This window comes from Terriglobales bacterium, from assembly GCA_035454605.1.
Classification (GTDB): Bacteria; Acidobacteriota; Terriglobia; order Terriglobales; family Acidobacteriaceae; genus DATMAB01.
Genome location: DATIGQ010000033.1, coordinates 1 through 14,827, shown reverse-complemented (window position 1 = coordinate 14,827; position 14,827 = coordinate 1). Strand labels below are relative to the sequence as shown.

General features: G+C 64.3%; 12 protein-coding genes. 7 read left to right on the top strand and 5 right to left on the bottom strand.

The genetic code is table 11. The annotated features are described in order from the left end of the window. From VLE48_02380 to VLE48_02370, 3 genes are all read right to left on the bottom strand, one after another. On the bottom strand, positions 1-242 hold a 242-nt coding region (locus VLE48_02380; protein ID HSA91831.1), incomplete at its 3' end, for a GxxExxY protein. A 64-nt stretch (positions 243-306) separates the two neighbouring features. After that, the gene (locus VLE48_02375; protein ID HSA91830.1) at positions 307-1,485 is read right to left on the bottom strand and encodes an acetyl-CoA C-acyltransferase; all 1,179 of its coding nucleotides are present in this window, start codon (positions 1,483-1,485) and stop codon (positions 307-309) included. 17 nt (positions 1,486-1,502) lie between these two features. Beyond that, positions 1,503-3,920, bottom strand: coding sequence for a 3-hydroxyacyl-CoA dehydrogenase NAD-binding domain-containing protein (locus tag VLE48_02370; protein ID HSA91829.1), 2,418 nt, complete (start codon positions 3,918-3,920; stop codon positions 1,503-1,505). A 382-nt stretch (positions 3,921-4,302) separates the two neighbouring features. Here VLE48_02370 and VLE48_02365 point away from each other — a divergent pair, with 382 nt between their 5' ends. The 5 genes from VLE48_02365 (at position 4,303) to VLE48_02345 (ending at position 8,373) form a co-directional block, all read left to right on the top strand. After that, positions 4,303-5,208: a patatin-like phospholipase family protein gene (locus VLE48_02365; protein ID HSA91828.1), complete on the top strand. Its 906-nt coding sequence runs from the start codon at positions 4,303-4,305 to the stop codon at positions 5,206-5,208. A 120-nt stretch (positions 5,209-5,328) separates the two neighbouring features. Further along, a complete protein-coding gene (locus tag VLE48_02360) occupies positions 5,329-5,940 on the top strand; it encodes a GAF domain-containing protein (GenBank protein ID HSA91827.1) in 612 nt (203 codons plus the stop codon). Continuing rightward, complete coding sequence (locus VLE48_02355; protein HSA91826.1) at positions 5,937-6,776, top strand: transketolase; 840 nt, start codon at positions 5,937-5,939, stop codon at positions 6,774-6,776. Before VLE48_02360 ends, VLE48_02355 begins: the two co-directional genes overlap by 4 nt. 77 nt (positions 6,777-6,853) lie before the next feature. Then, positions 6,854-7,834 (top strand): transketolase C-terminal domain-containing protein, encoded by a 981-nt coding sequence (locus VLE48_02350; GenBank protein HSA91825.1) that lies wholly within the window; start codon positions 6,854-6,856, stop codon positions 7,832-7,834. Beyond that, entirely contained in the window at positions 7,831-8,373 is a 543-nt protein-coding gene (locus VLE48_02345; GenBank protein ID HSA91824.1) for a phosphoglycerate mutase family protein, read from the top strand. Before VLE48_02350 ends, VLE48_02345 begins: the two co-directional genes overlap by 4 nt. Before the next feature lie 3 nt (positions 8,374-8,376). Here the strand turns inward: VLE48_02345 and VLE48_02340 are convergent, their stop codons facing one another. Next, positions 8,377-9,762, bottom strand: a complete 1,386-nt coding sequence (locus tag VLE48_02340) for an MFS transporter (protein HSA91823.1) — start codon at positions 9,760-9,762, stop codon at positions 8,377-8,379. A 78-nt stretch (positions 9,763-9,840) separates the two neighbouring features. On the opposite strand from VLE48_02340, the gene VLE48_02335 reads away from it, so the two are divergent. Continuing rightward, positions 9,841-11,970, top strand: a complete 2,130-nt coding sequence (locus VLE48_02335; protein ID HSA91822.1) for a M28 family metallopeptidase — start codon at positions 9,841-9,843, stop codon at positions 11,968-11,970. A 189-nt stretch (positions 11,971-12,159) separates the two neighbouring features. Further along, entirely contained in the window at positions 12,160-13,911 is a 1,752-nt protein-coding gene (locus tag VLE48_02330) for an ATP-binding protein (protein HSA91821.1), read from the top strand. A 31-nt stretch (positions 13,912-13,942) separates the two neighbouring features. On the opposite strand, the gene thiC is transcribed toward VLE48_02330, so the two are convergent. Then, on the bottom strand, positions 13,943-14,827 hold an 885-nt coding region (gene thiC, locus VLE48_02325), incomplete at its 5' end, for a phosphomethylpyrimidine synthase ThiC (protein HSA91820.1).

The following is a 14,827-nucleotide window of genomic DNA, read 5'->3' as shown; positions in this document are numbered from 1 at the left end:
ACCGACTTCAGCTCAACAATGACGAGATCTTCGACAAGCAAATCGATTCGGTAACCAAGATCCAGCTTGATGCCGTCATAAACCACCGGCAATTCGACCTGCGCCTCCGCCTTGAGACCCATCTTGAGCAATTCGTGCTGTAAGCAGGCCTCATAGGCGCTCTCAAGCAGTCCAGGGCCGAGGGCTGAGTGTACCTTCATCGCGGCAGTGATGACCGCGTGGCTCACTCCGTCGGCGGTCATTCTGGGCCTATTTGTCGCCGTAACCTGCACCTGATTCCTTTGGTGTCCTTCGTGTCCTTTGTGGTTAATCAAGGTTCTCAAAGATGCCGGCCGCTCCCATGCCGCCGCCCACGCACATGGTCACCATGCCGTAGCGGGCCTTGCGGCGCTTGAGTTCGCGGATCACTGTGGCTGTGAGCTTGGCTCCCGTGCAGCCCAGTGGATGCCCCAACGCGACGGCTCCGCCGTTCGGGTTTACGCGCTCGGGGTTGAGTCCGGCCTCCTGAATCACGGCCAGCGATTGCGCCGCGAACGCTTCGTTCAATTCAATGACCGCGATGTCTTCCAGCTTCAGCCCGGCCAGTTTCAGCGCCTTGGGAATGGCAAACACCGGGCCCAGTCCCATCTCTTCCGGCTTGTAACCGGCGGTGGCGAAGGAGACGTAGCGCGCCAGGGGCTTGATGCCAAGCTGCTGGGCGCGTTCGGCAGACATCACCACCGCTGCGGCGGCGCCATCGGACATCTGCGAAGCATTGCCTGCGGTCACCGTGCCCTTGGCATGAAACGCCGGTTTCAGCTTAGTCAGCGCTTCGATGGAGGTATCCGCGCGCGGTCCTTCATCGACTTTGAAAACGATCTCGGTTCGCTTCGGCTTCGCGCCATTGGGCGTGGTGAAGCTTACCGGCACCGGCACAACCTCGTCTTCGAATCTCCCCGCAGCGATGGCGGCCAGCGCCTTCTGATGACTGTGCAGTGAGAACTCATCCGCCATCTCACGCGTGATGCCGCAGCGCTTCGCCAGGCGCTCGGCCGTGAGGCCCATCGAGAGATAGGAATCCGGGTAGTGTTCGATCAGCCACGGATTCGCCGACACCTTGTTGCCGCCCATGGGCACCAGCGACATGGATTCGGTGCCTCCGGCGACAATCACTTCGGCACCGCCCGCTTGTATGCGCTCCGCCGCAAGCGCAATCGCCTGCAGGCCGGAAGAGCAGAAGCGGTTGATGGTCATGGCCGAAGTCTCGACCGGCAGCCCGGCGCGCAAGGCCGCGATGCGCGCCACGTTCATGCCCTGCTCGGCCTCAGGCATGGCGCAGCCCAGGATGACGTCCTCGATCTCGCGCGCATCGAGCTGGGGCACGCGCTCGAGCGCTCCCTTGATAGCGATGGCGGCCAGGTCGTCCGGGCGCGTCGCCCGCAGCGTGCCTTTGTAGGCCTTGCCGACCGCGGTACGAACGGAAGATGCGATTACCACGTCTCTCATTTCACTACCTCTGATACCTAATTTCTCAGCGTCTTCCCCGTCTTCAAAGTGTACTGAATGCGCTCTTGCGTCTTCTTCTCGCCGCACAGCGACTTGAAGCCCTCGCGCTCCAGGTCGAGGATGTACTGCTCGCTCACCGGAGTGCCCGGCGTGAGGTTGCCGCCGCAGAGCACCTCGGCCACCTTGTTGCCGATCTTCACTTCGTGGTCGCTGATGTATTCACCCTGGCGCATGAGATGAACGCCCAGCTTCAGCGTGGCCAGCACGTTCTCGCCGGGGGCGGGAATGTCGGTGCGCATCACGGGTGCCGCGTAGCCGGCGCGGGCCAGCTCCAGCGCGCGCTCTTTCGCGTCGGCCACAATGCGCTCCCGGTTCATGGTGATGCGGTCGGAGTCGGAAAGGAAGCCGTAGCCGCGGGCCTCGTGCGCCGAGGTTGAGACTTTGGCCATAGCGATGGTCTCGAAGGCGCGCTTCATGGCTTCCATCATCTCCACCGATTCGCCCCTGCCTTCCGGGCGGATGGAGCCGGCGGAATCGAGCGCGCGCAGCAGCATCTCCTTGCAGCCGCCGGCGCCGGGCAGCAGGCCCACGCCCACTTCGACCAGTCCCATGTACAGTTCGCAGTGCGGCTGGCGCGCCGCGGCGTGCAACGAAATCTCCGTGCCGCCGCCCAGCGTCATGCCGAAGGGAGCCACCACCACCGGCTTGGGCGAGAACTTGATGGCCTGGGTCATGCCCTGGAACTGGCGGATGGCAAGGTCCACGTCGTCCCACTCTTCTTCCTGCACCGCCATCAGCAACAGCATGAGGTTCGCGCCCACGGAGAAATGCTGCGCGTCGTTGGTGATGACGAAAGCGTCGAAGGCGTCGCCAGGGCCGCCGGGCTTCAGCGCCTGGCTCACGAGCTGCACGATGTCGCCGCCGAGGGAGTTCATCTTCGAGTGGAATTCCAGGCAGCCGACGCCATCGCCCAGATCCACCAGCGAGCAGCCGGCATTCTTCTTCACCACGCCCCGCGACTTCTTCGCTACCTCCACCGACCACACGCCCGCCGGGACTTCGACGTCGCAGTAGTTGCTTTTGGCCAAATCGAAGTAGGCGCGACCGGAAGGAGCCGCGGCCGCGTCCGCATACCAGGACTTCTTGCCCGCAGCCAGCAGCTTCTTGACGTTGGCGGCGACCGGCTTGCCTTCCTTCTCCATGCGGACAACGGTGGCCTCGACCCCGGCGGCGTCCCAGAGCTCGAACGGCCCCAGTTCCCAGTTGAAGCCCATGCGCATGGCGCGGTCGATCTCGACGACGGAATCGGCGATCTCCCCGATGCGGTTGGCCGAGTACGTCCATAGCTCAGCGAGCGCCGTCCACAGGAACTGTGCGGCTTTGTCCTTCGGGTCGCCGGAGAGCAGCGTGTGCAGCCGCTCGGGGAGGCTCTCGAGGTTGCGCGCCATTTCGAGCGCCGCGAACTTGGGCTTCTGCTGCGGGCGATACTCGAGCGTTTTCCAGTCCAGTCCCAGACGCTCGTCACCATTGGCGCCCTTGGTCTTCTTGTAGAAGCCGCCGCCGGTCTTGTCGCCCAGCCATTTGCGGTCGAGCATCTGCGCGAAAAATCCGGGAAGGGCCAGGTCACTGCGTTCGTCGTGCACGTTCTCGGTCAGGTTGCGGACCACGTGCCCGAGAACGTCCAAGCCTACGAGGTCGATGGTGCGGAAGGTGGCGGAGCGCGGCCACCCGACCGCCGTTCCGGTCAGCGCGTCCACTTCTTCGATGGAAAGATCCATCTGCTGCATCAAGCGCATGACGTTCAGCACGGAGAACGTCCCGATGCGGTTGGCAATGAAGTTGGGCGTGTCCTTGGCGAACACGATGCCCTTGCCCAGAGCCACGTCCGCGAAGTGGGTGACCGCGTCGAGCGCGGCGCGCTCCGTCTCCGGCGTGGGAATGATTTCCAGCAGCCGCATGTAGCGAGGCGGATTGAAAAAATGCGTTCCGAACCAGTTACGCCGGAAATCCTCCGAGAAACCCTCGGCGATCTTGGCCACCGGCAGGCCGCTGGTGTTGGTGGTGACGATGGCGCCCGGGCGCCGCGCAGCTTCCACCTTCTTCAGCAGCGAGCGCTTGATCTCTAGGTTCTCCGTGACCGCTTCGATGACCCAGTCGCAATCACGGATCCGGCCCAGGTCGTCTTCGAAGTTGCCGGTCGTAACCAGCCGGGCCAGCGCGGGCTCGAAAAAAGCAGCGGGCTTGGACTTGAGCGCCGCATCGAGGCCGGATTGGGCGATCTTGTTCCTCGCCGCGTGGTTCGAGGTCGCCGGCATGTCCGGCGGCACGATATCCAGCAGCAGGGAAGGGATGCCGGCGTTGGCCAGATGAGCGGCAATCCGCGCCCCCATGGTGCCGGCTCCGAGTACCGCGACCTTATGAATGCGCTTATGCATGGTGAAGGGAGGGAACCGATGCCGGTTCGGAACTGCGCAACGTCCGGCGACAGATGGTAGCAGTATCAGGGAGCGGGCGTGGCGGCCGCAGAGAAGGGAGGCGAGCGCCGGTCATGGTTCACGCTCCTCCGGGCGCAGGGCCCGTTTTGTGACCTGGCAATCAAAGAAACCAGGCCTAAAGACTACGGCGCGCGCCGCGGTGGATTTCGGGGGTGAGGATGGCAGCGGCGCGCGCCCTATCAGATTGCTGGTATAGTACTGAATGAACATTCATTCAGTCAAGCGAAATCGTTACTTCCAGCCCCTCCCGGTGACCCCGGAACCCGGAAGTAATCTTTCGCTGGCCGGAGAGTTGGAGCATCCTAGGAGTAGGCAGGGAACCATGCCCTTCCGGGTCGCACGCGCGCTCGAAGCTTTCTGGAGGACGCTCACCCGTCCCGTCACCGAGATTGTCCACCCTCAGCGGGTGACGCCCATCGGGGTAGCCTTGGGCGGCGGCTTCGCCCGCGGGCTGGCTCACATCGGAGTTCTGAAGGTATTGGAGGCGGAGCGCATCCCTATCCGCTACCTGGCCGGCACCAGCGTGGGCGCGTTGCTGGCCGCCATCTACGCCAGCGGTGTGCCGCTGCCTGAGATGGAAGCCATGGCGCACTCGGTGCGCTGGAAAGACTTTGCCCGCTGGACCATCTCCCGCCATGGACTGGCGTCAAACGATCGCATGGTTCCGTTCCTCAAGAAGATCCTCCGCGTCGAGACGTTTGAAGAGCTGGAGATGCCGCTGGCCGTTGTGGCTACCGACTTCCTCAGCGGCCAGCCGGTGGTTTTCCGCTCGGGTCCGCTGATTCCCGCCATACGCGCCAGTTGCGCCTATCCCGGCGTGTTTGTGCCGGTCGAGGTCAACGGCCGCCTGATGGTGGACGGCCTGCTGGCTTACTCGGTGCCTACGGTCCCCTTGCGCCAGATGGGCGCGGAACGTGTCCTGGCCTCTCACCTGCGCGCGAGCTGGGTAAGCAAGGACGGCCCGCAGCACGTGCTGGAGATCATCGCCCAGTGCTTCTCCATCGCGCAGAACAAGATGTGTGGGGAGTGGAAGGCCGCTGCCGACCTCATCCTGGAGCCCGACGTGGCCGGCTTCGCGCATGACGCCTTTGAGCGCGCCAGCGAACTGATCCGCCGCGGCGAAGAGGCCACCCGCCCGGTGCTGCCCGAGATTCGCGGCTGGCTCGCGGCGCCCGCGACGACCACCGCCACCGCCAAACCGGCCGAGGCGCCAGCCTCTGCGAAATAGAAGGGCCCCCTCCCGGGAGCCTCGAACATACTGCATTTTCCACAAATCTCTGTCGTTGCCGTATTTCTGCGGGCCGGTTACACTAGCCTCGTTCCCGAAAAATCCCAACAGGAGTAGCGCTTGAAACGCTACCGTTCCCCACGCGAAGTCCTCGCCGACGTCGAGCGTGTGCTTGCCGCCAAGTACATCTCCTCCTCACGAACGTCGCTGCTTGACGAAGTCGTAGAGACCCTTTTCGACGGCCGCCACTATTTCTGGATCGGCATCTATCTCGTCATCGGCGAGCAGGTGGTGCGCCAAGCCTTCCGCGGTCCCGTGCCGCCATGTCATGCCTTCGCTTTCGGCGTGGGCAACGTCGGCACCACTGGCCAGAGCGGCATCATCAAGGTGGTTCCCGACGTCAGCCACGACCCGACCTACCGGGTGTGCTTCCTGGAGACCAAGTCGGAGATCGTGGTGCCCATCAAGATCGCCGGCAAGGTGCTGGGCGTGATCGATGTGGAAAGCGACCGCGAGAACGCCTTCGGCAAGACCGACCGTGTGCTGCTGGAGGATGTGGCCAGGCGCTTGGCTCGCTTTTTCACCGGCCGGGGAAGATACCTGGTGCGGCGCGCGCGTGAGGCGGCGGAGGCTGCCGGTGGTCCTTCACGTGCTTTTCCAGCCAGCGGCGAGAAGACGGTGAAATCCGCCCGCGGCCGTCGCGCCGCGGCGGGAGCGGGAACGCCTTCATGAGCGCCTCACAGGCGAAGTCCATCGAGGAACTCCAGCGCATCGCCAATCGCATGCGCATCGACATCGTACGCATGCTGGGCGCGGCGGGCAGCGGCCATCCCGGCGGGTCGCTTTCCAAGGTCGAGATGCTGGTGGCGCTGTACTTCCGCGTGCTCCGCCACGATCCCAAGAACCCGACCTGGAGCGACCGCGACCGCTTCATCCTCTCCAACGGGCACAGTTGCCCGGTGCTCTACGCCACGTATGCCGAGACCGGTTACATCGATGCGGCGCTGCTGATGACGCTGCGCAAGCTGGGCTCGCCGCTGCAGGGCCACCCGGACAAGCGCATGCTGCCCATTCTCGAAGCTTCCACCGGTTCGCTCGGACAGGGTCTTTCCATCGGCGTCGGCTCGGCGCTGTCGGCGCGGCTCGACCAGCGCGACTACCACACCTTTGTCCTGGTCGGCGACGGGGAAGTGCAGGAGGGCCAGATCTGGGAGGCGGCCATGTTCGCCGGCCACCAGAAGCTTCAGAACCTGACCTGCATCGTGGACTACAACAAGATCCAGCTCGACGACTTCGTCGCCAACATCATCGATCTGGAACCGCTGGTGGCGAAATTCCGCGCCTTCAACTGGACCACGGTCGAGATCGACGGTCACGACTTCGCCCAGGTGATTCCGGCGCTGGAGCAGGCACGCGCGAATTCCAGCGGCCGGCCCACGGCCATCATCGCCCATACCGTGAAGGGCAAGGGTGTTTCCTTCATGGAGAACAAGGTGGAATGGCACGGCGTCGCCCCCAAGCCGGACCAGGTGGAGGCGGCCGTCAAGGAGCTGGAGGCGAAGTTCTAGGGCATGGGAGCCGGCTGTAAAGGCGTTGCTTGCAACGTCTCAATTCCAGAGCCAGCAGCTAGGAGCCAGAAGCTATCATGGAAGCTACCGCCGCCATGAAGACGGGGACCAAATTCGAGCTCAAGATGGGGGCTGCCACGCGCGAGGCCTACGGCCAGGCGCTGGTGGAGTTGGGGCGCGAGAATCCCAACATCGTGGCGCTCGACGCCGATCTCGCCAAGTCCACCTACAGCGCCAAGTTCGGCCAGCAATTCCCCGACCGCTTCTGGACAGTGGGCATCGCCGAGGCCAACATGGTGGGCATCGCCGGCGGGCTGGCGTTGCAGGGCAAGATCCCGTTCGCTTCTTCCTTCGCCGTTTTCCTCACCAACAAGGGCTTCGACCAGTTACGCATGAGCATTGCCTATCCGCGGGCGAACGCCAAGTTCTGCGGCTCGCATGGCGGTATCTCCATCGGCGAGGATGGTCCCAGCCAGCAATCGGTCGAGGACATCGCGCTCATGTGCGGCCTGGCGGGCTTCGTGGTCCTGGTGCCGGCGGATGAATTCTCCGCCCGCGCCCTGGTCCGCCGCATGGCGGAGCACGTCGGTCCTGTGTACATGCGCACCGGGCGCGCCAAGTCGCCCATCCTTTACGGTCCGCAAGACACCTTTGAGATCGGCAAGGCCAAGGTACACGGCACCGGCCGCGACGTGGCCATCGTCTCCTGCGGCTACGAACTGCAGTACGCGCTGCGCGCGCAGCACATGCTGGAAGAGGAAGGCATTGCCGCGCGTGTGATCGACATGCACACCATCAAGCCGCTCGACGAAGCCGCCGTGGCGCAGAGCGCGGAAGAGTGCGGCGCCATCGTCACCGCCGAGGAGCACCTGCTCGACGGCGGGCTCGGGTCCCAGGTGGCGCGGGCCGTGGCCCGCTCCACGCCCGTGCCCATGGAATTCGTCGGCATCCAGAACACCTACGCCGAATCCGCCACGCCCGACCAGCTCATGGAGAAGTACGGGTTGACCGCGCCCTACATCGTCAAGGCAGTGCACGAAGTGCTGAAGCGGAAGTGATTACGGTCGAGACTGCATCCAAGAGCCACATGAAGCTCACTACCTTCTGCCTGCTCGTATTCCTTGTCGCTCCTGCGCTCTGCGAAGCCCAGCGCGCCGTTATCCTGGTGCGCCACGCTGAGAAACGCTACAACTCCGATGATCCTGCTACTCCGCTCTCCGACCAGGGAGACGCCCGTGCCCAGGCGCTCGCCGACCTGTTGAAAGACGCGGGCATTACCGCCATCTACTCCACGCGCACCATTCGCACCATGCGCACGGCTGCACCGCTGGCCAAGCAACTCGGTTTGAAGGTCACGCTGGCCGACCAGAGGGACCCCAAGGAACTGGTAGATCGCATCCGCAAGGAGCAGCCCAATGGCGTCGTGTTGATCGTGGGACACGCCAACACCGTTCCCCAGATGCTGCGTGTGCTGGGCGACACCGAAGACGTCGGGATTCCGGCCCACGAGTTCGACAACCTCTTCGTGGTGATTCCCAACGGCTCCGCCAAGCCGACCGTCCTGCGGCTGCGCTATCCCATTCGCGAAGCCCACTGATTCTCAATCCAGGCACCGCAGTTCGGGACGCGAGAAGTAGAGAGACAGGCTCGCCACCAGCGCCAGCGCGGACATGGCCGCAATCGCCACCGGCGCCGTCATCACCCCGGCCAGCGACCCGGCCATCAGTGCGCCGACAGGCGCGAAGCCCAGGAAGGCGGTGGCGTACATGCTCATCACGCGCCCGCGCATCTCTTCGCTGGCCAGGTGCTGCAGCAGCGAGTTCACCGTAGCCACCATGAGGATCATGCTGTAGCCCGCGAAGAACTGCAGGACCATCGAGACGGCGAACCAGCGCGAGAACGAAAACAGGATCACGACCGTAAGGAACGCCGAGCCGGCAACGGTGACGAATCTTCCGCGACGGTGCACGCGTCCCAGCCAGGCGATGGTAACGGCGCCGAGGAATGCGCCCAGTCCGCTGGCCGCCATCAGCACGCCGAGACCGCGCTCTCCCACGCCCAGGATGTCGCGCGCGAACAGCGGCAGGAACATCAGGTAAGGAAAGCCGAAGATGCTGGCCAGGCCGACCAGGGTCACTAGCATCAGCATGGCGCGCTGCTCGAACAGGTAGCGAAAGCCCTCACCCAGTTTTTCCAGCATCCCCACGCCATCGTCGCTGTTGGTGCGCGGCGGATATTCCATACGGGCCAGCGCAACCAGCAGCGCCAGGAAACTCAGGCCGTTGAGAAAGAAGTTGCCCGCCACGCCGAACCAGGCCATAGCGAACCCGCCCAGCGTGGGCCCGATCACGCGCGACATGTTGAATTGTGCCGAGTTGAGTGCGATGGCGTTGGTGAGATCCTCGCGCGGTACCAGTTCCGGCACCAGCGCCTGGTAGCTGGGCGTGTTCAAAGACATCGCCACGCCGGTGGCAAAAGCCAGCAACAGGATCTCCGGCAGGTTGACCACCTTGAACCAGGTCAGCCCAGCCAGCACGAAGGCGAAGATCATCATGGCCGCCTGGGTGCGCATCAAGAGGCGCCGCCGGTCCACCTGATCGGCAATCACGCCGCCCAGCAGCGTGAACACCAGCATGGGCGCCGAGGCGGCAAAGCCCACCACGCCCAGCCAGAAGGCGGAATTGGAAAGCTCCAGCACCAGCCAGCCCTGGGCCACGTTCTGCATCCAGGTGCCGATGTTGGAAAGGAAGTTGCCCGTCCAGAACAGGCGGAAGTTGCGATGCCGAAGCGCGCTCACCATGCGCGGGATGGGGAGCGACACCGGCGGGAGTTGCGGCGCGACCGGCTCTTCGACCGCCACGCCCTGCAGCGCGCGGGAAGCGGCCGTGCCGTTGAGCGTCATTCGGTCGGCGTCGGTGGCTTGGGACGCAGGGGCTTCTGCCGTCGTGCGCCATCCGCGGACCGCTTCCGGCTCGGTCGTCTTCATCGCCTCTCTGTCATTTATAGTGTAGGCGTCGAAAGTCCGGCGGCGCTGTCGTCCGCGCCGTCACCCCCGGGAGATTGGATGAAAGCCAGGTCGCTCGCGCTCCTCGCCGTTGCTGTTCTCTTCGCATCCGCCGCAGTTGCACAACAGGCTGCCGCTCCTATCACAGGGTTCCGGGACCCGGCCGCGCAGCACAAGCTGGAGGACCGCTTCCTGGCCGTGCCCGACGCGGCGCGCGCGGGCGAGCATCTGCGAATCCTGACCGCGGAGCCTCACCTTGCAGGCACTTCCGGTGATTTCAAGACCGCAGAGTACGTGGCCGAGCAATACCGCAAGGCCGGCCTGGAGACGGAGATCGTCGAATACAAGGTGTGGATGAACTATCCGGGGAAGATCTCGGTGCTCATCCAGCTGCCGGACGGCCGTACCTTCACCGGGCCGACACCGGAGCATGTGGCCGGCGATCCTTTCCAGTCCGACCCGCGGGTGGTCACGGCTTACAACGGTTTCTCACCCTCGGGCGAAGTCGAGGCCGAAGTGATCTACGCCAACTATGGCCGCCCGGAGGACTTCCGCAAGCTGAAAGAGATGGGCGCCGATGTAGCCGGCAAGATCGTGGTGGTGCGATACGGCTCGAATTTCCGTGGCGTGAAAGCCTATACCGCCCAGCTCAACGGCGCCGCCGGCGTCATCATCTATTCCGATCCCATCGATGACGGCTACTTCAAGGGCGATATATATCCCCGCGGCGCCTGGCGTCCGGAAAGCGCCGTGCAGCGTGGCTCCATCAAGTACATCTTCAAATACCCGGGCGATCCGACCACGCCCGGCATGGCCTCGTTGCCTTCGCTGCCGGAAGCACAGCGGACGCCGCCGGAACAGGCCGCCAACGTGCCTCGCATTCCCACGACTCCGCTTTCCTACGGCGACGCGCGTCCGATCCTGGAAAACCTTGGCGGGCCGGAGTCTCCTCGCGAGTGGCAGGGCGCGCTGCCTTTTACGTATCACGTAGGGCCGGGGCCGGTGCGCGTCAAGCTCAGCCTGAAGCAGGACTTCGCCTACCGCACCATCTGGAATGTCATCGGCCGGGTGCGTGGGCGGGAACTGCCCGAGGAGTGGGTCATCAATGGCAATCATCGCGACGCCTGGGTGTACGGCGCCGTGGATCCCAACAGCGGCACCGCCTCGCAACTGGAGGCGGTTGCCGGCATCGGCGAGCTGCTGAAGACCGGTTGGCGGCCGCGGCGCACGCTGATCTTCGCCAGTTGGGACGCGGAGGAGTTCGGTCTCACCGGGTCCACCGAGTGGGTGGAACAGCACGCCAAGGAAATGGCCGGGGTAGTGGCGTATCTCAACATCGACTCGGCCGTCGCCGGATCGAACTTCACCGCTTCCGCTGTGCCCTCGCTCAAGCCCTTCGTGCGCGAGGTTGCCAGGGTGGTCGCGAGCCCGAAGGGAATGCCGTTGTACGAAGCCTGGCTGGCGCAGAAGCCCAACCCGGAAATGCCGGGGTCGGCCGGTGGGCACGAGTCTGCGGGCTCCGGACCGGCGGAAGCCAAGGTCGGCGACCTGGGCAGCGGCTCCGACTACACTCCGTTCCTGCAGCATGCCGGAGTTCCCTCCATTGACGTCAGCTCCGACGGCGACTACGGCGTCTATCACTCCGTGTTCGACAACTTCGAATGGTTCCGCCGCTTCGCGGATCCGGAGTTCCGCTACTTGCAGCAGATGGCGCGGGTGGTTGGCATCCAGGCGCTTCGCCTTTCGGAAGCGGACGTGTTGCCCTTCGACTATGAGAACTACGGGCGTGAAGTCGTGGCTCACCTGGAGAATGCGCAGAAGAAGGCGGCCTCATCCCTGGGCAAGGATGCTCCGGACTTCACCGCTGCCCTGGCCGCGGCCCGGCGCCTCCAGGCGGCCGGCAAGGCGATGGGCGAGGCCCAGCGTAATCCCGCCACCGATGCCGCGCGCGTCAACCGCACGCTGCGCGAGGCGGAACGCGCCCTGCTGCTGCCCAACGGCCTTCCCAATCGTCCCTGGTACCGGCATTCCATCTATGCCCCGGGCGAATTCACCGGCTATGCGGCGGTGGTTCTGCCGGGTGTGACGGAAGCGGCCGACGCCGGCGACGCCGCGCGCGCCCGCCAGCAGCTCGACGAGCTCGCCCAGGCGCTCAACCGCGCGGCGGCAGTGCTCGAAAGTTTTCGTTAACATTGCCGTAACAAAAACGGCCGAGCTGCATCCCATCGGCCTGATACAGGCAGCTTCTGTCGGGCCCTTGGCCCGCAGGGACCATCGGAGTCGCAGGGAAGGCATCCGCTCACACATTGCAGTCCTCCCAGTTTCCGCAGGAAGTCCTGTTTCGCTCGGGAATCCAAGAGAGGTCGTAGGCTTCGGTAGGTGCGGACTCCACGCAGCATCATGGTTTCGGGCGGAGTGTTGATTGCCGCTCACCTCACCGGTGTGCTGGTGGTCGCTCACGGACCTCTCAATCGGACCCTCTCGAACCTTGTGCAACTGGCGGCCCTGATGGCTGCCCTTTCCTGTTTCCTGGCGGCCTACCGGTCTTTCGGAGAGCTCGAGTACACGCTCGACATGCTGGAGAAGGCCGAGCAGAAGTTCCGGCTGCTGTTTGCTTCCAACCCCGAGCCCATGCTGGTCTATGACCGGCAAACGCTCCGTTTTCTCGAAGTGAACAACGCCGCCATCGAGAAGTACGGCTACACGCATGCCGAGTTTCTTGCCTTGAAGGTGACCGACATCCGGCCTCCCGAGGACGTGCCTGTCTTCCTGAACACCGTGCGGCTCAATCGGCTCAAGACTTCCGGCCCCCACTTCGGGCAATGGCGCCATCGCCACAAGGACGGTCGCGTGCTCAACGTCGAGGTCACGGCGCAAGGACTGGAATTCGCCGGCCGCCGTGCCGTGCTGGTGGTGGTGAAAGACGTCAGCGAGCGCATGCAGTTGGGCGAACAACTGCGCCAGGCGCAGAAGATGGAAGCGGTAGGACGCTTGGCCGGCGGCGTCGCCCATGACTTCAACAATGTCCTCACCGTCATCACCGGCTACGCCAGCATCCTGATGGAGTCGCTGGAGCCGGATTCGCCGCAGGCGCTCGATCTCAGGCAGATCTCCAAGTCGGCAGATCGGGCCGCGGCGCTCACCCGCCAGTTGCTGGCCTTCAGCCGCCGTCAGGTCTTGCAGCCGCGCGTGCTCAACCTCAACAGCCTGGTGCTGAACGCGGAGAAGATGCTGGAACGGCTGATCGGCGAGGACATCGAGATCCACCTGTCGCTGGAGGCCAGCCTTGGCTCGGTAAGCGCCGATCCCGGCCAGCTCGAGCAAGTGATCATGAACCTGGCGGTGAACGCGCGCGACGCCATGCCCGACGGCGGCAACCTCATGTTTGAGACACGTAACGTCGAGGTCGAAGCACCCCGTTCCCTCGGCCACTTCCGTGTAGCGCCTGGCTCCTACGTCATGCTGGCCGTCAGCGACACCGGCTGCGGCATGGACGAGGAAACCGTGGGCCGCATCTTCGAGCCGTTCTTCACTACCAAGGAGAAGGGAAAAGGAACGGGTTTGGGACTTTCCACCGTGTACGGGATCGTGAAGCAGAGCGGCGGCTACGTGTGGGTGGAAAGCGCTCCCGGCGAGGGCAGCACTTTCACCATCTACCTGCCGCGCGTGGAAGCGCCCGCTGATGACGAAGGCGACGAGCCACTATCGGCAGCCAAACGGGGCGGCGAAACCATCCTGCTGGTGGAAGACGATGCCGTGGTGCGGGAACTGGCGCGTCGCATCCTGGGAGGCAGCGGCTACTACGTGCTTCCCGCAGGTGGAGTGGTGGAGGCCGAGCGCTTCTGCCGTCAGCACGCCGGCAATATCGACCTGTTGCTCACCGACGTGGTGATGCCCGGCATGAGCGGCCGGGAGCTTGCCCGCAAGCTGGCAGTCATGCGTCCCCGCATGCGCGTCCTTTATATGTCCGGCTATACCGACAACGTCATCGTCCATCGCGGCGTGCTCGATCCCGGCACCCATTTCCTGCAGAAGCCGTTCACGCCTCCCGCCTTGCTCGAGAAGGTGCGCGAGGTCCTCGACGGCCGCCTAGAACCAGAGCCCAAGCCTGCCGACCCCTGTCTGGCGTAGGACTTGACGCTCCAGACTGCGGCCTTGACGCCTAACTTTTCAGGATTTTCGTCACCAGCCCGGAGAGGTCTTTCTTTTCCAGGCCGTGTACTTCCTTGTTGTACTCGTCGACTTTCGAGGAATAGTTCATGGAGCAGAATTTGGGGCCGCACATGGAGCAGAAGGCCGCCGTCTTGTAGTAGTCGTCGGAGAGGGTCTCGTCGTGCATGGCGCGCGCGGTCTCGGGATCGAGCGCGAGCGCGAACTGCTTTTCCCAGTCGAAGTTGTAGCGCGCGAAGCTGAGGGCGTCGTCGCGGTCGCGCGCGCCCGGACGGTGACGGGCGATGTCGGCGGCATGGGCCGCGATCTTGTAGGCGATGATGCCGTCCTTCACGTCCTTGTCGTTGGGCAGGCCCAGGTGCTCCTTGGGCGTGACGTAGCACAGCATCGCGGCGCCGCTCCAGCCGGCCAGCGCCGCGCCGATCGCGCTGGTGATATGGTCGTAGCCGGGCGCCACGTCGGTCACCAGCGGCCCAAGGACATAAAACGGCGCGCCCTTACAGATGCGAATCTGCTCCTTGATGTTCATGTCGATCTGGTCCATCGGGATGTGACCCGGACCTTCGACCATCACCTGCGTGCCGTTCTTCCAGCCGCGCTCGGTCAGCTCGCCCAGCACTTCCAACTCGGCAAACTGGGCCTTATCCGAAGCGTCGGCGATCGAGCCGGGCCGCAGGCCGTCGCCCAGGCTCCAGGTCACGTCATATTCCCGCATAATGTCGCACAGGTCGTCAAAGTGTGTGTACAGCGGGTTCTGCTGCCGGTGCGTCATCATCCACTTGGCAATTAGCGAGCCACCGCGGCTGACGATGCCCGTCACGCGGCCCATCGTCAGCGGCAAATGCTCCCTCATCACGCCGCAGTGAACCGTCATGTA

Bases quoted from the DNA above. Each gene is read 5' to 3' on its own strand.
- VLE48_02350 (HSA91825.1), top strand. From the start codon at position 6,854: ATGGAAGCTACCGCCGCCATGAAGACGGGGACCAAATTCGAGCTCAAG.
- VLE48_02335 (HSA91822.1), top strand. From the start codon at position 9,841: ATGAAAGCCAGGTCGCTCGCGCTCCTCGCCGTTGCTGTTCTCTTCGCA.
- VLE48_02370 (HSA91829.1), bottom strand. From the start codon at position 3,920: ATGCATAAGCGCATTCATAAGGTCGCGGTACTCGGAGCCGGCACCATG.
- VLE48_02355 (HSA91826.1), top strand. From the start codon at position 5,937: ATGAGCGCCTCACAGGCGAAGTCCATCGAGGAACTCCAGCGCATCGCC.
- VLE48_02375 (HSA91830.1), bottom strand. From the start codon at position 1,485: ATGAGAGACGTGGTAATCGCATCTTCCGTTCGTACCGCGGTCGGCAAG.
- VLE48_02340 (HSA91823.1), bottom strand. From the start codon at position 9,762: ATGAAGACGACCGAGCCGGAAGCGGTCCGCGGATGGCGCACGACGGCA.
- VLE48_02365 (HSA91828.1), top strand. From the start codon at position 4,303: ATGCCCTTCCGGGTCGCACGCGCGCTCGAAGCTTTCTGGAGGACGCTC.